At 73.3% G+C, this 16,271-nt stretch carries 17 protein-coding genes; 7 read left to right on the top strand and 10 right to left on the bottom strand.

Annotated elements, in window-relative coordinates; translation table 11 throughout:
- Positions 1 to 54: 54 nt before the first annotated feature.
- The 3 genes from AACH11_RS18610 to AACH11_RS18600 all read left to right on the top strand — a co-directional run bounded on the left by AACH11_RS18610 (position 55) and on the right by AACH11_RS18600 (position 3,482).
- Positions 55 to 1,218, top strand: a complete 1,164-nt coding sequence (locus AACH11_RS18610) for a glycerophosphodiester phosphodiesterase family protein (protein ID WP_341375761.1) — start codon at positions 55 to 57, stop codon at positions 1,216 to 1,218.
- A 195-nt stretch (positions 1,219 to 1,413) separates the two neighbouring features.
- Entirely contained in the window at positions 1,414 to 1,956 is a 543-nt protein-coding gene (locus tag AACH11_RS18605) for a heme NO-binding domain-containing protein (protein ID WP_341375760.1), read from the top strand.
- Positions 1,953 to 3,482, top strand: a complete 1,530-nt coding sequence (locus AACH11_RS18600) for a putative bifunctional diguanylate cyclase/phosphodiesterase (RefSeq protein ID WP_341375759.1) — start codon at positions 1,953 to 1,955, stop codon at positions 3,480 to 3,482. Before AACH11_RS18605 ends, AACH11_RS18600 begins: the two co-directional genes overlap by 4 nt.
- Positions 3,483 to 3,491: 9 nt before the next feature.
- On the opposite strand, the gene AACH11_RS18595 is transcribed toward AACH11_RS18600, so the two are convergent.
- Positions 3,492 to 3,932, bottom strand: coding sequence for a winged helix-turn-helix transcriptional regulator (locus tag AACH11_RS18595; RefSeq protein WP_341375758.1), 441 nt, complete (start codon positions 3,930 to 3,932; stop codon positions 3,492 to 3,494).
- A 130-nt stretch (positions 3,933 to 4,062) separates the two neighbouring features.
- Here AACH11_RS18595 and AACH11_RS18590 point away from each other — a divergent pair, with 130 nt between their 5' ends.
- Positions 4,063 to 4,467, top strand: a complete 405-nt coding sequence (locus AACH11_RS18590; RefSeq protein ID WP_341375757.1) for a hypothetical protein — start codon at positions 4,063 to 4,065, stop codon at positions 4,465 to 4,467.
- A 78-nt stretch (positions 4,468 to 4,545) separates the two neighbouring features.
- Here AACH11_RS18590 and AACH11_RS18585 read toward each other — a convergent pair whose 3' ends face one another.
- From AACH11_RS18585 to AACH11_RS18575, 3 genes are all read right to left on the bottom strand, one after another.
- Positions 4,546 to 5,013: a copper chaperone PCu(A)C gene (locus AACH11_RS18585; protein ID WP_479725258.1), complete on the bottom strand. Its 468-nt coding sequence runs from the start codon at positions 5,011 to 5,013 to the stop codon at positions 4,546 to 4,548.
- An 85-nt stretch (positions 5,014 to 5,098) separates the two neighbouring features.
- Entirely contained in the window at positions 5,099 to 6,397 is a 1,299-nt protein-coding gene (locus tag AACH11_RS18580) for a CsgG/HfaB family protein (protein WP_341375755.1), read from the bottom strand.
- Between the two features lie 113 nt (positions 6,398 to 6,510).
- On the bottom strand, positions 6,511 to 7,467 hold the full coding sequence (locus AACH11_RS18575; RefSeq protein ID WP_341375754.1) for a LysR family transcriptional regulator: 957 nt from the start codon (positions 7,465 to 7,467) through the stop codon (positions 6,511 to 6,513).
- Positions 7,468 to 7,781: 314 nt separating this feature from the next.
- Between AACH11_RS18575 and AACH11_RS18570 the strand changes: the two genes are divergently transcribed.
- Together AACH11_RS18570 and AACH11_RS18565 are read left to right on the top strand one after the other, a co-directional pair.
- Entirely contained in the window at positions 7,782 to 8,930 is a 1,149-nt protein-coding gene (locus AACH11_RS18570; RefSeq protein ID WP_341375753.1) for an iron-containing alcohol dehydrogenase, read from the top strand.
- A 137-nt stretch (positions 8,931 to 9,067) separates the two neighbouring features.
- The gene (locus AACH11_RS18565; RefSeq protein WP_341375752.1) at positions 9,068 to 9,874 is read left to right on the top strand and encodes an SDR family NAD(P)-dependent oxidoreductase; all 807 of its coding nucleotides are present in this window, start codon (positions 9,068 to 9,070) and stop codon (positions 9,872 to 9,874) included.
- A gap of 96 nt (positions 9,875 to 9,970) precedes the next feature.
- Here the strand turns inward: AACH11_RS18565 and AACH11_RS18560 are convergent, their stop codons facing one another.
- The 6 genes from AACH11_RS18560 to AACH11_RS18535 all read right to left on the bottom strand — a co-directional run bounded on the left by AACH11_RS18560 (position 9,971) and on the right by AACH11_RS18535 (position 14,487).
- Positions 9,971 to 10,606, bottom strand: a complete 636-nt coding sequence (locus tag AACH11_RS18560) for an NrsF family protein (protein ID WP_341375751.1) — start codon at positions 10,604 to 10,606, stop codon at positions 9,971 to 9,973.
- The gene (locus tag AACH11_RS18555; protein WP_341375750.1) at positions 10,603 to 11,271 is read right to left on the bottom strand and encodes a sigma-70 family RNA polymerase sigma factor; all 669 of its coding nucleotides are present in this window, start codon (positions 11,269 to 11,271) and stop codon (positions 10,603 to 10,605) included. The genes AACH11_RS18560 and AACH11_RS18555 overlap by 4 nt, the downstream gene beginning before the upstream one ends.
- Before the next feature lie 131 nt (positions 11,272 to 11,402).
- Positions 11,403 to 12,017: a DoxX family membrane protein gene (locus AACH11_RS18550; protein WP_341375749.1), complete on the bottom strand. Its 615-nt coding sequence runs from the start codon at positions 12,015 to 12,017 to the stop codon at positions 11,403 to 11,405.
- Positions 12,018 to 12,157: 140 nt separating this feature from the next.
- The gene (locus tag AACH11_RS18545; protein ID WP_341375748.1) at positions 12,158 to 13,060 is read right to left on the bottom strand and encodes an HvfC/BufC family peptide modification chaperone; all 903 of its coding nucleotides are present in this window, start codon (positions 13,058 to 13,060) and stop codon (positions 12,158 to 12,160) included.
- A complete protein-coding gene (bufB, locus tag AACH11_RS18540) occupies positions 13,053 to 14,102 on the bottom strand; it encodes an MNIO family bufferin maturase (RefSeq protein ID WP_341375747.1) in 1,050 nt (349 codons plus the stop codon). Before bufB ends, AACH11_RS18545 begins: the two co-directional genes overlap by 8 nt.
- Positions 14,103 to 14,136: 34 nt before the next feature.
- Positions 14,137 to 14,487 carry a BufA1 family periplasmic bufferin-type metallophore gene (locus AACH11_RS18535; RefSeq protein ID WP_341375746.1) on the bottom strand — a complete coding sequence of 117 codons (351 nt, stop codon included), beginning with the start codon at positions 14,485 to 14,487 and terminating at the stop codon, positions 14,137 to 14,139.
- Positions 14,488 to 14,799: 312 nt separating this feature from the next.
- Between AACH11_RS18535 and AACH11_RS18530 the strand changes: the two genes are divergently transcribed.
- On the top strand, positions 14,800 to 16,266 hold the full coding sequence (locus AACH11_RS18530) for a pyruvate kinase (RefSeq protein ID WP_341375745.1): 1,467 nt from the start codon (positions 14,800 to 14,802) through the stop codon (positions 16,264 to 16,266).
- Positions 16,267 to 16,271 lie beyond the last annotated feature (5 nt).

Genomic DNA, 16,271 nt, shown 5'->3' with positions numbered 1-16,271 from the left:
TCCGCCGGCGCCTTCCAGATCGTCCAGATCGTTCAGTCGTACCGGAGTCTCCTGATGTCGCGTGTGTGGATGGGCCGTGGCCCGCTGTGGGTGTCGGCCGTGCTGGCCTTGTCCGTGCTGCAGGCCTGTGGCGGCAGCGATGGCGATGACGCCACCGCCTACAAGACCCTCGACGGCAAGGCGCCGCTGGTCATCGGCCACCGCGGTGCCAGCGGTGAGCTGCCCGAGCACACGCTGGCCGCCTACGAGCGTGCGATCGCCCGCGGCGCCGACTACATCGAGCCCGATCTGGTGATGACCCGCGACGGCGTGCTGATCGCCCGCCACGAGCCCATGCTCGACGACACCACCGACGTCGCCACCCGGTTCGACGCCAGCCGCAAGACGACCAAGATGGTCGACGGCGTGTCGACCACCGCCTTCTTCGCCAGCGATTTCACGCTGGCCGAGATCAAGACCCTGCGCGCCAGGCAGTCGCGCAGCAGCCGTTCGGCCGCCTACGACGGCCTCTACGAGATCCCGACCCTGGCCGAGGTGATCGCGTTGGCCCAGACCGAAGGCGCCAAGGTCGGCCGCACCGTCGGCATCTACCCCGAGATCAAGCACTCGACCTTCCACGCCGGCCTGTTCGGCACGCACGTGTTCGAGGACAAGCTGCTGGCCACGCTGCATCCGATCTACGGCAACACGGGTTCGGCGCCGGTCTTCATCCAGTCCTTCGAGGTCGCGAACCTGCAGTACCTGAACACGAAGACGAACATCCGTCTGGTGCAGCTGGTCGATGCCGATGACGTCAACGCCGACGGCTCGATGTCGCTGGTCGCGCCCTTCGCCCAGCCCTACGACTTCGTCGTCGCCGGCGACACGCGCAGGTTCTCCGATCTGCTGACCGCCAGCGGCCTGGCCTTCGTCAAGGGCTATGCCGACGCCATCGGCCCCTGGAAGCCCTATCTGGTGAAGACCGTGGCCGACGGCCTCGACCGCAACGGCGACGGCGCCATCACCCTCAACGACCGCCGCGTCGATGGCAGCACCGGCGTGATCGAGGCCGCGCATGCCGCCGGTCTGGCCGTCCACACCTGGACCTTCCGCAACGACGCCAGCGGCTACGGCTTCAGCGATCCGCAGGCCGAGATGGCCTACTACATGACGCTCGGTGTCGACGGCGTGTTCACCGACTTCCCGGGCACCGGGGTGGCGGCGCGCAACGGGCTCTGAACCCCGGGCCGCCGCACGGGCATGGTGCGGCGGCGGTCGGTGTCCCGGGCTGTCCGGCCGCTCCTCGTCGATCGCAGGCGGGACACCCGCGCTTTCCCTGTCATTTTTCGTGACCGCTCCCCGGTCGCGCTGGCTAGAGTACGGCGCGGTCCCGGCCCGGCACAGGCCGCCGGGTGATCCGCGAGGAGAGCCGGCATGAAGGGTGTGGTGTTCACGGAGTTCCTGGCCTTCGTCCGTCAGGGCCATGGCGAGGACATGGCCGACGACATCATCGAGGCCTGCGCGCTGCCCAGCGGCGGCGCCTACACCGCCGTCGGCACCTATCCGCACGGCGAGATGCAGGCCCTGTGCGGGGCGCTGTCGGCGCGCTGCGGCCGGCCGGCGGCCGACCTGGTGCGCGACTTCGGCGCCCATCTCAGCGACAGCTTCGCGCGCCACCATCCGGCCTTCTTCGCGCGGGCCGGCCACCTGTTCGACTTTCTGGCCAGCATCGAGGGCCACATCCATGTCGAGGTGCGCAAGCTCTATCCCGACGCCGAGCTGCCCACCTTCGACGTCGCCGAACGCAGCGCGACCCGGCTGGTGCTCGACTACCGCAGCCCGCGCCGCCTCGGACCTCTGGCGGAGGGCCTGATCGCCGGTTCGGCCCGGCATTTCGGCGTGGACGTCCGGGTGCGGACCGAGGCGCTGGCCGGCCCTGAGGGCGAGGCGCTGCGCTTCACCGTGGACCTGGTGTGAGCGACGGCGCCGCCTGCCCCTCCGGCGGCCCGGTCGCGCCGACGGCCGATGCGCTGGACGCCCTGACCCGCCGGCTGGAAGCCCGGGTCGCCCGCGAACGCCGGGCACGCGAGGAGGCCGAGCGCCTGCTCGAAGGCAAGTCGCGCGAGCTCTACGAGGCCAACCAGGCCCTCAGCGCGGCCGCGGCGGACCTGGAGCAGCGGGTGGCCGAGCGCACCCGCGAACTGGACGACGAACGCCAGCGCGCGCTGCAGCGCGCCGATCTGGACGCGCTGACCGGCATCGCCAACCGTGCCGCCTTCGAGCGCAGCCTGCGCGAGGCGCTGGCCGATGACCCGACGCGGGCGGCCGGCGTGCGGGTGCTGTTGATCGACCTGGACGACTTCAAGGGCGTCAACGACAAGCTGGGCCATGGCGCTGGCGACACCTTGCTGGTCACGGTGGCCCGGCGGCTCTGTGCGGCGGTGCGGCCGGGCGATCTGGTGGCCCGGCTGGGCGGTGACGAGTTCGCGGTGCTGGCCCGCGCCGTGGCGGATGCGCCGACCGCCTCGACCCTGGCCCATCGCCTGCTGGACCGCGTGTGCCGGCCCGTGCTGCTGCTGGGCCGCAGCGTGCCCTGCGGCTGCTCCATCGGCATGGCCGAAGCCGGGCCGGGTCAGGCCGACGACGTGCTGCGGGATGCCGATCTGGCGCTGTACGCCGCCAAGCGGGCGGGTCGCGGCCGCGTCATGCCCTTCCGCGTCGAGCTGCGCGCGGAGATGGACCGGCGCGCCGCGCTCGACCGCGAGGTGCGCCAGGCGGTGGCGCTGCAGCAGATCCGCGCCTGGTACCAGCCGGTGCGGATGCGGGCCAAGCGCCGCTTCGTCGGCGCCGAGCTGCTGGCGCGCTGGCATCTGCCCGATGGCGAGGTGCGCAGCCCGGCGGCCTTTCTGGAGACGGTCGAGGCGCTGGGCCTGCTGGACGCGATGATGGAGGGCATGCTCAGCCAGGCCTTGCCTCAGGTCGCCCGTTGGGTGGCGCAGGGGCGCTTGAACTACCTGAGCGTCAACGTCTCGCCGACGCAGTTCAACGAGGGCTGGGCCCAGAGCCGTTTGCCGCAGCTGCTGCTCGACAGCGGCTTTCCGCCGTCGGCCCTGGTCGTGGAGCTGACCGAGACCGCCCTGCTGCACGACATCGGCCGCACGCGCGAGATGCTGGAGGCGCTGCAGGCCGCCGGCATGCGCATCGCGATCGACGACTTCGGCGTCGGCTATTCCAACTTCTCGCTGCTGCGCCAGCTGCCGTTCAAGGTGCTGAAGCTCGACCGCACGCTCATCTGCGACATCGAGGCCGATGCGGATGCCCGAGCGGTGGCCGAGTGCATCCTGCAACTGGCCTCGCGCCTGGGCATCACGGTCGTGGCCGAAGGCGTCGAGACGGCGGCACAGGCGCGCCTGCTCGATCAGGCCGGTTGCGATGCGCAGCAGGGCTACTGGCTGGCGCGTCCGGGGCCCGATCTGGCGGCGTGGTTCGGGCCGCTCGCCTGAGGGGCCGGATCAGCGCAGCCGGTGCACCTGCCGGGGCCGTGCCGGCGTGCGGGCCGCCGCCTCGGCCTGACGCCGGGCTTCGAGGGCCTGTTCGGCATCGCGCTGCTGCGCCGCCGTGCCGAAGGCGGCCATGGCGCGGATCACGTCGTACAGCTGCTGACCATGGGCGGTCAGCGCGTATTCGGTGCCCGGGGGCTGGGTCGGCAGCACGGTGCGCCGGACCACCCCCTCGGCCTCCAGCAGACGCAGACGGGCCGTCAGCAGGCGCGGACTGACCTCGCCGATGCCGCGCAGCAGGACCGCGAAGCGCTGTGGGCCGGGCAGCAGCTCGCGCACGATCAGCGTGGTCCATTTGCCGTCGAGCACGCGGGCGGCGCGGGCCACGGGGCAGCCGGTGCCGCAGTCGGCGGTGTCGCTGTCCGGTCGTGGCTCGGGTCTCGGGGGCGTCATCGTCGTGGTCCGGTGGGTGGTACTTCACTTCCGGTAACTGCTTCACATTCGGAAGTGGCCGGGCGACAGTGTGCCCCAGGCCGGGCGTCAAGGGGATGCCCGGCGGCAACGAGCGAAGAAGGAGTGCGTGATGTCCGACGGACTGACGCGGGCGCTGCTGCGCCTGATCGGGGCGATCCAGCTGGTACTGGGCTTTCTGTACCTGCTGGCGCCGCAATGGCTGTTGGCGCAGATGGGCCATTCGGCCGCGCCGGCCGATCTGCTGTATCCGCTGGCCATGCTGGCCGCCCGCTTCATCGCCTATGGCATCGGCCTGTGGTGGGCGGCGGGTGAGCCGGGACGCCATGCGCCGTGGCTGCGCCTGATGGCGCTGATCCAGCTGATCGACCTGGGTGCGGGCGTGGTGGCCACGGCCAGCGGCACGGTGACGCTGGCGCTGTCGGGCTTCCCGATGGTCAACGCGGTGTGGATCGCCGCGGTGTGTCTGCAGGCCGGGCGCCGGCCGCGCGGCACGGGCGACCTGGCGATGGCCTGATCCCGGAGGTGGCCGGCGGCGGGGGATGGCGGGCGAGGGCGCGTCGGCGCCGGTCGCCCGCAGCGCCGCGGCGGGCGGTCAGTGCTTGTGCTGGCCCTGCATGCCGCCGAGCGCCCGCACCGGGGCCTGGATCTCCAGCTGCTCGCGCTTGCCGTCGGCGCCTTGCACCACCAGGGTGACCGGCACGGCATCGCCGTCCTTCAGCGCCTGCTTCAGGTCCAGCAGCATCACGTGGTAGCCGCCGGGCTTGAGCTCGACCGCCTGGCCTGCGGGCAGCGGCAGGCCGGAGGACAGCGCGCGCATGCGCATCACGTTGCCCTCCATCTTCATCTCGTGGATCTCGACCACGCCGGCCACCGGCGAGCTGGCCGACAGCAGCGTGCCGCCGGTCTTCGAGGTCAGGGTGACGAACAGGCCGGTGGCCTTCTGCTGCGCCACGGTGCCGCGCACCCAGGCGTCCTTGTGGGCCGTCTGGGCCTGCGCGGCCAGGGCGGAGACGGACAGGGCCAGGGCCAGCAGGCCGGTGCGGATCGGGGCGTTCATCATGGCGGCGACGGGGTGACGGAGCGGCCAGTGTAGAGGGCCGGGCCCGCCGACAGTTCCCTGACCCTGAGCCTGAGCCCCGCCGGGCTCACTGCCGCTGACCGACGAAGTCCCCGCCGCCGGGCAGGCCCTGGTACTGCCACTGGCCCGACAGCTGGCCGCGGGCCGGATCGATGCGGCCCGCGTACAGGGCCGAGCCGGCGCGGCCGGTGGCCGCCAGCGACAGGCCGCCGTTCGCATCGGCGCGACCGTTGACGCTGAAGGCCCCCGTGGCCTGCGAACTGCCACTGCCGATGACCTGCCCGTTGGCCGTGACGGTGACCAGGAAATGGCCGTTCTCGCTGCCGCTGAAGCTGCCGGCATAGGTGCCGACCAGCGCCGGGGCGAGGACGGCGCCACCGGCCAGCGGCAGGCCGGCCGCCGGCGCGGCCTGGGCGCCGTTCTGGGCTGCGGCCGGCCCGACCAGCGTGCGCTGCACCCAGCCGCTGACGTTGGCCGAGTCGATGAAGACGAAGCCGTCCTTGACCTCGCCACTGGCGATCAGCTCGTCGCCGCGCTGCAGCGTGGCCAGCACCCTGGACTCGCGCGAAGCCTGGGCATGGACCTTGACGTTGGCGATCTTGGGCTGCAGCACCTGACCGGCGGCCTGCGGGGCCTCGGCGCGGGTGGATCCGGCCGCGTTGGCATCGCCGCTGGCGCTGTGGCTGCGGATCAGCTGCGGCTGGTCGCGGATCTGCAGCACGATCTTGTTGTAGTTGTCGAGGAAGCCCGCGGCCACCATCTTGCCCTCGGGCGTGCTGGTGAAGCCGCCGGCACCGCCCAGGCCCAGCCAGCCGCCGATGCCGAAGTCGGTCTTGGTGGCCTTGCCTTCAGCGGCGGCCACCTGCAGGCTGGAGCGCACGTCGGCGACCAGCAGGCTGGTCTGGGCCTCCTTGAACTTCAGGCTGCCGGCGATCGCGCCCAACGTGCCACTGAAGCGGCTGAGCAGGGCCCCACCGACGCCGCCGGTGGTCGACGCGCCGATCTGCACGTTGGGCGTCATCACGAAGTCGGCCGCCTGCATCTGGCCCTTGCCCAGGTTCGATTCCTGACGCAGATCACCGCCGGAGGCCAGCGCGCGCTCCTGCTGCAGGTTCTGCAGCGCCACACCGCGCTCGACGACATCGAAGCAGCCGGACTGCTGCACCATGCCGCGCAGCAGGGCCGCCGGCGATCCCAGGCCGTACTGGCCCAGATGGCCCCAACCCTGCTGCGGCTCGACCAGGGCGATCACGCCGAGCTTGCGGCTGCACTTCTCGACCTGCGGCTCGTCGGCGGCCAGCGCCCCGAGAGTGGCCAGGCCGAGGCCCAGACCGGCCATGACATGGTGGCGGATGACGACTGACATGCGGGTTCTTTCCTCCTGGGTGCGGCCCGTCGGGACCGGCCTGCCCGGCCCGGGGCCGGCCGGATTCTGGCCGTGCCTGCCGGACGCACCGGATGCGGGCATGCATCCACCCGTCACAACCGTGTCGGACTGCAAGTGGCGGCTGCCTCCTCGGTGAACAGCCCGGCCAGCCAGTCCATGAAGACCCTCACCCGTCGCGGCAGGTGGCGGCGGTGCGGGTAGAGCAGGGTGACGGGCATCGGCGGCGGCGGATGGTCGGGCAGGATCTCGATCGCCCGGCCGGCGTCGACCAGGTCCTGCGCCCGCCAGCGCGGGATCTGCACGATGCCCAGCCCCGCCTCGCAGGCGGCCAGCCAGGCCTCGCTGTTGTCGACGGTGACGCGGCCGGGCAGGGCCAGCACCTGCGGGTGGCCGTCGCCGTCCAGCACCTCGAACGGCACCGGACGCTGGCCGGCGTTCGGCCGGTACAGCACCTGATGATGGCCGGCAGCCAGATCGCCCAGCGCCTGCAGGCTGTCGGGCCGGCCCCAGCGCGCCACATAGGCCGGGCTGGCGATGCTGGCCATCGGCAGCTCGCCCAGTGGCCGCGCGACCAGCCCGTCGGCGCCCAGCGTGCCCACCCGCAGCACGCAATCGAAACCGTCGGCGATCGGATCGACCCGGCGGTCGGTGCTGCAGACCTCCACCTGCAGGCCCGGGTGCCGGGCCAGGAAGCCGTCGATGGCCGGCAGCACCTTCGCGCGGGCCACGCCGAGTGGCATGTCCACCCGCAGCCGGCCCGCCAGCGGCGCCGCGTCGGACAGGAACAGGCCCTGCAGCTCGTCGAGATCGGCCAGTAGGTCCTGCGCCCGCTCCAGCAGCGTCTGGCCGTCGGCCGTCAGCTGCACCCGGCGCGTCGTGCGCTGCAGCAGGCGCGCACCCAGCCGGGCTTCCAGCCGCTGCACCGCGGTGGAGACGGTGGCCCGCGGCAGGCCCAGCTGCTCGGCGGCGACGCTGAAGCTCGCGCGTTCGGCCACGCGGATGAAGACGCGCAGGTCGTCGGGGGACAGGCGGGAGGGCAGTGGTGGCATGGCGGTGCGGTCGGCCGGACGGCCAGCGGGCGGAGCCCGGGGCCCGGGGGGGGCCTGGAACGGGGGCCGCGGCATCTTGCCCCAGCCGGCGATCGCCCCGCGATCGACCCACGAGCGGCGGACAGGCCGCGGTCGGTCGGGGCGTTGATTCGCAAGATCAGATTGATTCTGCGGCAAACAAGTGACCACTACCGCTTGATGACGGCGCTGCCTACAGTGCCGTCATCGGTGACCGCCGGCCCTGTCCTCCGGGACCGTCCCCGCGGCCCGCAGCCCCGCCCACTTCCGCCACCTCCGCCATCCCCGCCATCGCCATGCAGGACTTCACCTTCCACAACCCCACCCGCCTCGAACTCGGCACCGGCAAGGAAGCCGCCATCGGTCAGCATCTGGCCGAACACGGTGCGCGCAAGGTGCTGCTGGTCCACGGCAGCGATCGCATCAAGGCCGACGGCCTGTACGACACCGTCACCCGCAGCCTGGCCGCGCACGGCATCGGCTTCGTCGCCTTCGGCGGCATCGTCAGCAACCCGGTGATCTCCTCCGTGCGCGAGGCCATCGCCGTGGCCCGCCGCGAGCAGGTCGACGCCGTGCTGGCGGTCGGCGGCGGCTCGGTGCTGGACAGCGTCAAGGCGATCGCCGCCGGCGTGCCGCACGAGGGCGACGTCTGGGAACTGTTCATCGGCCAGGCGCCGTTGACCCGCGCGCTGCCCATCTTCGCCGTGCTGACCCTGGCGGCCACCGGCAGCGAGATGAACGGCGGCGCGGTCGTCACCAACGAGGCGACGAAGGAGAAGTTCGCGATCCAGTCGCCGCTGCTGCATCCCCGCGTGTCGGTGGTCAGTCCGGCGCTGATGCGCACCGTCTCGCGCGACTACCTCGTGTACTCGGCGGCCGATGTCATTGCCCATTGCATCGAGGGTTATTTCACGGCCACCGTGCAGCCGCATCTGCAGTCGCGCCTGGTCGAGAGCCTGATCGCCACCGTGATCGAGACCACCGGCACCCTGCTGGACGACCCGGCCGACGACGCGGCACGGGCCGAGTTCGCCTGGGCCGCCACGCTGGCGCTCAACGGCACGGTCTACGCGGGCACGGGCGGCTACGGTTATCCCAACCACATGATCGAGCATGCGCTGTCGGCGCTGTTCAACGTGCCGCACGGCGCCGGCCTGTCGGTGGTGATGCCGGCCTGGATGACGTGGTACCACGGCCGCAACCCGGCGCAGTTCGAGCGCTTCGCGCGCCATGTCTTCGGTGTCGAGGGCGCCGAGGCCGGCATCGCGGCGCTGCGGGCCTGGTTCGACCGCATCGGCACGCCCACCCGCCTGGGCCAACTGGGCATCACCGAGGCCGACCTGCCGGCCATCCTCGACAACCTGCAGGGCAACGCCCGCTGGTTCGGCCTGGCCGAGACCTACACGCCCGAGGCGCTGGGCGAGATCCTGACGCTGGCGCTGTGAGCGGGCCTGCCGGCGCGGGCGCGGGCCTCGACCATTGGTCGATGGACTGGAACAGTCTTGGCGATGTTCGTGTGTTTATCTGAAGCGGCGGGATTCCTACAGTGGCGCCTGTCCCTCACAGCGCCCTGGAGTTCTCCATGTCCGAGTTCCTGATCGACCCCGTCCAACCCGCCGCGCCGTCCACCGCCCCGCGCCCGATCGCCCTGCTGACCGGCGGCAGCCGCGGCCTGGGCCGCGCGGCCGCGCTCGCCCTGGCCGCCGCCGGCTGGGACCTGCTGATCACCTGGCACCGCGACCGCGATGCCGCCCGTGCCGTGCTGGCCGAGGCCGCGGCCGCCGGCGCCCGTGCCGCGGCCCTGCAACTCGACGTCGGCCTTGCCGACAGCCGCGCCGCCTTCGCACCGGCCGTCGAGCGCGCGCTGGCCGCGCACTTCGACGGCGCGCCGCTGGACGCGCTGGTGCACAACGCCGGCTTCGGCGTCCACGCCGCCTATGCGCAGACCACCGAGGCGCAGTTCGACGCGCTGATGGATGCCCACGTCAAGGCGCCGTTCTTCCTCACGCAGGCGCTGCTGCCGCGGCTGCGCGACGGGGCCAGCGTGCTCAACGTCTCCAGCGGACTGGCCCGCTTCAGCCTGCCGGGCTATGCGGCCTACGCGATGGCCAAGGGGGCGGTCGAGGTGATGACCCGCTACCAGGCGCGCGAGCTGGGCGCGCGCGGCATCCGCGTCAACACGCTGGCGCCCGGGGCGATCGAGACCGACTTCGGTGGCGGCGCGGTGCGCGACAACGCGGAGCTCAACGGCTGGGTCGCGCAGCAGACGGCGCTCGGCCGCGTCGGGCTGCCGCAGGACATCGGCGCGGCCGTGGTGGCCCTGCTGTCGCCGGGCCTGCACTGGGTCAACGGCCAGCGGGTCGAGGCCTCGGGCGGCATGTTCCTCTGACGCCGCAGCCGGACGCCGGCCTGACGTGCCCGCTGCGCCCGCTGCACCCGCTGCACCCGCTGCATCGGGTGTACGCCAACGGTGCGCCCCGACCGCTCACCAGCGCAGCACCCGCGGCCCGGCCCAGGCGCCGAGCGCGGCCGCCAGCAGCATGCCCAGGCTGTACCAGACGGCGATGAAGCTCAGCGCCAGCTCGGTGCAGGCCAGCGCGTAGCCGGCCGCCCCCAAGGCCCCCGCCAGCAGGCCGACGGCGAAGCCGGCGCGCCGCGGGTGGGTCGGCGCCAGGCCGCGCAGCGCCCACAGGCCGGCGCCCAGCGCGGGCAGTGCCAGGCCGGCGACGGCCCAGGGACAGCGTGCGGCCGAATGCCCCAGCAGTTGCGGCAAACGCCCGGCCTCAGGCGCCGCCTGCCAGCCCAGCAGGCCGACGGCCAGGGCGGCGGCGCCCAGCAGCAGCACGCCGCGCGCCGGCGCCCGCTGCGGTGCGGCCGGTCGGGCCAGGCGGGCACACCACCAGGCGGCCATGGCCGCCATCGCCAGCGCATAGGCCAGCTTGAACCAGGGGCCGGGCTGGGCCCACAGGCTGCCCGGCACGAAGCCCTGCAGCCATCCGGCCCCCGCGATGCTGGCCGCCAGACCGAGGGGCAGCACCGGTGCCAGCCGGCGCGCCACCGCGTGGCGTGGTGCCGGCCCGGCCTGACGGGCCAGCAGGGTGATCAGGTCGTCGGTCTTCATCGGGGGCTCCTCACCAGGTCGGCCAGCTTCTTCAGGCCCCGGTGCACCTGCACCTTGATCGCCGCCACGCTGGCGCCGGTGCGCTCGGCGGCCTCGGCCACGCTCAGGCCCTCCACCTTGGTCAGCAGCAGGGCGTCGCGCTGGGCGGCGGGCAGGGTGCGCAGCAGCTGGTCCAGGTCCCGGCGGGCGCCGGGCTCGGGCGCCTCGGCCGCCGGGTGCTCGTGCTCGTCGAGGGTGTCGAGTGAGCGCAGGTCGTCGCGCCGTCGGCCCTGGCGCCGCCAGTGGTCGATCAGCTTGTGGCGGGCGATGGCCAGCACCCAGGCGGTGACGGTGACATCGGCCGCCCAGGTACCGCGCTGCAGGTGCAGCGCCAGCAGGGTCTCCTGGACCAGATCCTCGATCTCGTCAGGGCTGTCCTGCAGGCGGCGGCGCAGCCAGGCGCGCAGGCGCCGGGCGATCGCGGTCAGCGCCTGCTGGTAGGCCGCGTCGTCACCGGCCTGGGCGCGTTGCCACAGCGGATGCAGTGCGGCCTCGAAGGCGGCGGCGTCGGCATGGCGCGGGTCGTCGATCGGCCGCGGCGGGGCCGTGGCGGCGGCCATGCCGCTGGCGGGGGCTGCGGCGGTGCCGGGATCGGGTGCGGTCGTGCCGCCGTCGGAGGCGCTCATCGGGGCTGGATTGTGCCGTCCGGCATCGGCCGGCCGGACCGGGCCCGGGCGCCGGGGCGTGGTTCCGCCGTGAGCTCCTGCACCGGCACCGGCCGCGGGCACCGGTACCGGCAGTGGCAGGCTCCAGGACGTCATCGTGAGGCCTGCTGGCCGCTGCTGCGGATCGAGGCAGACGCTGATGCTGACGTCGATGTCGATGCCCGTGCCGGCGTTGCGGACGTGGCCGGTTCCCGGCCGCCGTGGCAGGGCTGGCGACCGTGGCGCAGCCGGCGCCAGATGGCGTCCAGCGACAGCCGGCCGCCGCCGTTCAGCATCAGCCCCAGCGACAGCGCGGCCCAGGTGGCGTGCACCGGCCAGGCACCGGGGTAGACCAGCAGCTGGATCACCGCCGTCATGGCCAGCAGGCCGCTGGCGGCCAGCCGGGTGCCCAGCCCGGCCAGCAGCAGCAGCGGCAGCAGGTGTTCGGCGGTGGCGGCCAGCAGCGCGGCCGGCTCGGGCGGGATCAGCGGCAGGCGGTAGTCGTCGCGGAAGAGCTCGATGGCCGCGGGGGCCAGATGCGGCCAGCCCAGCTGCCAGCGGCCGTCGACCAGATCGACGGCCAGGCCCTCGATCTTGGTCTGGCCCGAACGCCAGAAGACCGCGGCGAGGGCGATGCGGGCGAGCAGGGCGCTCAGGTCCTCGGCCCAGGGGCGGACGCGCTTGGCGAGGCCGGAGATCGGGGCGGTACCCGGATGGGAGCAGGCCATGGCGGCGGTCCTGTTGGCGGTCGTGTCGAGGGGCGGAATGGCGGCCGGTTCCGAGGCCTGCTTCGAGATCGGCTCTGATGCCGATGCCGATGCCGATGCCGGTTCCGATGCCGATAGGGGGCCCGGGTGGGGCGACGGGTTCATGTCGGCGGATCCGGGGCGAGCCAGTCCACCAGCGCGCCGTGGCGCAGCAGCAGGGCCAGCAGGCGGCCGAGGTCGGGTGGGTTGTCGTGTGGCGTGTCGGGTGGTGTGTCGTCTGGCGCGGGGGGTTGCGATGCCGCGTGCAGGGCCGTGCCCAGCGTCTGGCCGTCGTGCAGGGCCTGCAGCAGGGCGGCGTCGGCGGCCGGCAAGGGCAGCAGCGGCACGCGGTCCTGTGGATCGCGCAGCAGCAACAGATGGACGGGGGCCGCGGCGGTGTTCGGTTCGTCCGCTTGAGCCGCTGCGGTGGCCCTCGGGTTCATCGTTGGCGTCGATGCCGATGCCGGCGTGTGGGCCTGCTGCCAGAGCGCGACGGCCTGCGGATGCAGCCTCAGCAGACGCACCGACGGGTGCAGGCGCAGCCGGGCACCGGGCAGGCCTTGCGGGTCGGCCGTGCGGCGGGCGAGTTCGGTGGCGTCGAGCGCAGGCGCGTCGGGTGTGTGCCAGGCGTCGATCCGGGCCTGCTCCAGCCGGGCCAGATCGGCCACCCAGGCGGGATGGGTGGCGCAGGTGGTATCGGTGGGACAGGCCGGGCCGGTAGACGTCGGCTGCCGCGCCAGCGCCGTCACCCAGCGCTGACCATAATGTGCCAACACCGGTGACGTGGGCGGATCCTGGCGGACCTGCGCCAGGGCCAGCGCATCGAACGCCCGCTCACCCAGGCTGCGCCGCAGCACCGGAAAGGCCTCGCGCAGCGCCTGCAGCAGCGAGACGGTGACGGTGTTGCGGTGCACGGCCAGGCGCACTGCCGGGTCCGAGCCGTTCCAGGCCCGCAGCCCCGGCGGTACCGGCCGCGACGGATCGCGCAGCGCGGCGGCGAAGTCGGCGAGGGCGGCCTCATCCATGGGGCTGCTCCGCCGGTCGGACCCGTGGCGCGGGCGGCGTGTGCGGGTTGCCGGGGCTACCGGGGCCGTCAGGGCTCTCGGGGCGGCCGGTCTGCAGGGGCCCGTGGCGGGGATGGCCGGCATGGCTGCCGTGACCGGCGTGGCCGGCGGGCGTTGCACGGGCGGCCGTGGCCACGGCGTGCGCCATCAACGGCCAGGTGGCCGGGCCGGCCAGGCGGGCGACGGCACCGCTCTGCAGCGCGCGCGCCCGGTGCGCTTCCGCCACCAGCTCGGCCAGCGGCGGGATGTGCTGATCGCGCTCGATCAGCGTGGGCACCGGGCCCAGGTGCGCGACCGTGCGCGCGTACAGCTGCCAGACGGCGTCATCGACCGGCGCACCGTGGTGGTCGATCAGCAGCCGGGCGCCGGCCGCGTCGCGGTCCTCGGCATGGCCGGCCAGATGGATCTCGCCGATGGCCGCGGCCGGCAGGGCCTGGATGAAGTCCCAGGCCTCGCGGCCGTGGTTGACGGCGCTGACATGGGCGTTGTTGACGTCCAGCAGCAGGCCGCAGCCGGTGCGCCGCACGAGCTCGGCGATGAACTCGGCCTCACCCATCGTGGACGCGTCACATTCAAGATAGGTGGCCGGGTTCTCCAGCAGCAGCGTGCGGCGCGTGCGCTCCTGCACCTGGTCGATGTGGGCGCAGACGCGGCGCAGCGTCGGCGCGTTCCAGGCCAGCGGCAGCAGATCGTTGCAGAAGCGGCCGTCGTGGCCGGACCAGGCCAGGTGCTCGGAGAGCCAGCGCGGCTGCAGGCGCTGCAGCAGCGTGGCCAGGGCCTCCAGATGGGCGGCGTCCGGCGGCCGGGCGCCGCCCAGCGACAAGCCCACGCCATGCACCGACAGCGGCAGCCGCTCGCGCAGCGCCAGCAGGCGGCGCAGGCGCGGCGGACAGTCCATCACGTTCTCGGCATGGACCTCGACGAAGTCCACCGATGCCGTGCCGTCCAGCAGCGGGTCGATGAAGTCGTCCTTGAGGCCGATGCCGGCCAGGGCGGGGCGCATGGCGGTCCGGGGTCGGTCGCGGGCGGGGCCGGGCTCAGGCCTTCTTTTCCTTGAAGGCCATCAGCTGACCCTGGCCTGTGGGGGAGGTGGGCGAGGCCATCTTCTCGCAACTGCCCTTGGCCACCTTCTTCCAGGCATTGCCCTGGTGGTCCTTCATCGAGGTGCCGGCGCAGGTGGTGCCGGGGCCGGCGGCGCAGTCGTTCTGGCCCTTGAGGGCGACGCCGTAGCACTTGTCCATCTCGCTGCCGGACTGGGCCTGGGCCGGCGCGCTGGCCAGGCTCAGGGCCGAGCCGAGCGCCAGGGCCAGCGTCAAGGCCAGCGTGGGGGTGGCGGCGTCGCGGGTCGCGGTGCGGTGGGCGTTCGGCAGGGTGTTGAGGGTCGACATCGCAGGGCTCCGATCCGGTGGAAGGGGGGGAGGGCTGCCGGCGGCAGCGCGTCTCCCTGCGTCTGTCGACGGGGGTGTCGAAAAGGTTACGGGCGTCCCGCGCCCCATCCTCCTTCGCGACCGCATCCGTCCGCGCCGCATGACCCGGCGCATGACCTGGAGCATGACCTGGAGCAAAAGGCGGCCCACCGTCCGGTGAGGGCGGTGGCGCTGTCGTCGGCCTGTCACCGTGCGCGCCGTACAAGCCGGACTCCACCGTCCGCCTCCCGCGGCGCGGGGCGTGCCGTGCGCGCCCCGGTCGCGTCGCCCATCATGAGCCTGCAAGCCCTCGCCCACGATCTGGATACCCTGCGCCACGGCGTGCGTGCCGCGGTCGACCGCACCCTGGCCGACTGGCAACCCTGGCTGCAGGGCTCGGACTACGGTCCCTCGGCCGCCAACCTGGCCGCCTGGCTGGCGCTGCGGCGCCAGGACCTGCGGCCGCTGCAGCCGCGGCTGCGGCAGGCCGGGCTGTCCTCGCTCGGCCGCTGTGAGGCCCATGTGCTGCCGACGCTGGATGCGGTGCAGGCCCTGCTGCATGCCGCGCTCGGCGGCACGGCGTTGCCGGCAGCCGATGCCGCGGCTTTCGATGCCGGAGCGCAGCGCGTGGCCGACGCGGCCAGCGGCCTGTTCGGCGCACCGGGCACCGACAGCCCGGTGCGCCTGATGGTCACCCTGCCCACGGAGGCCGCCACCTCGCCCGACTTCATCCCGCGCCTGGCCGCACTCGGCGTGCAGGCGGTGCGCATCAACACCGCCCATGACGACGAGGCCGCCTGGGCGGCCATGGTCGAGCGGGTGCGGGCCGTCCGCAGCGCCAGCGGCGAGCCCCTGCGCATCCTGATGGATCTGCCCGGCCCCAAGATCCGCACGGCTGCCGTGCGCGAGGGCGCCGACCGCCTGCGCGTGCACGTGGGCGAGGAGTTGGCCCTGGTGGCACCGGATCAGCTGCTTCAGGTGCCCGAGCGGCTGCCGGTGCTCAGTTGCGCGGCGCCCGAGGTGCTGCGCCACGTGGGCATCGATGACCGGGTGCTGATCGACGACGGCAAGGTCAGCGCACGGGTGCTGGCCTGCCCGGCCTGGGGCCTGCTGCTGAAGGTCGAGGTGGCGCCGCCCGACAAGGGCTGGAAGCTCAAGCCCGAGAAGGGCCTGGCCTTTCCGGACACCGATCTGGACCTGCCGGCGCTGACCGCCGACGACCGCCGCATCCTGCGCTTCGTCGCCCGCCATGCGGACGCCATCGAGTACTCCTTCGTGCAGACGCCCGAGGACGTGCGCGTGCTGCAGGTGGCGCTGGCGGCCGAACGCCCGCAGGACTGGCAGCGCATCGGCCTGGTGCTGAAGGTGGAGACACAGCGTGCGGTGCGCCACCTGCCGCAGTTGATCGTCTGCGCGGCCAGCCGTCAGCCCACGGCGGTGATGATCGCGCGCGGCGATCTGGCGGTGGAGATCGGCTTCGCCCGCACCGCCGAGATGCAGGAGGAGATCCTGTGGCTGTGCGAGGCCGCCCAGGTGCCGGTGATCTGGGCGACCCAGGTGATGGAGAGTTATCTGAAGAACGGCGTGCCCTCGCGCGGCGAGATGACCGATGCGGCCATGGCCGCCCGCGCCGAATGCGTGATGCTCAACAAGGGGCCCTGGCTGTTCGAGGCCATCGAGATGCTGGACGCGCTGTTCGCGCGCATGGCCGGCCACATCCGCAAGAAGAGCCACCTGCTGCGGCCGCTGCACAGCTGGTGAGTCGG

Source organism: Pseudaquabacterium rugosum (assembly GCF_038066575.1).
Lineage (GTDB): Bacteria > Pseudomonadota > Gammaproteobacteria > Burkholderiales > Burkholderiaceae_C > Pseudaquabacterium > Pseudaquabacterium rugosum.
This window is presented reverse-complemented; position numbering and strand designations above follow the sequence as displayed.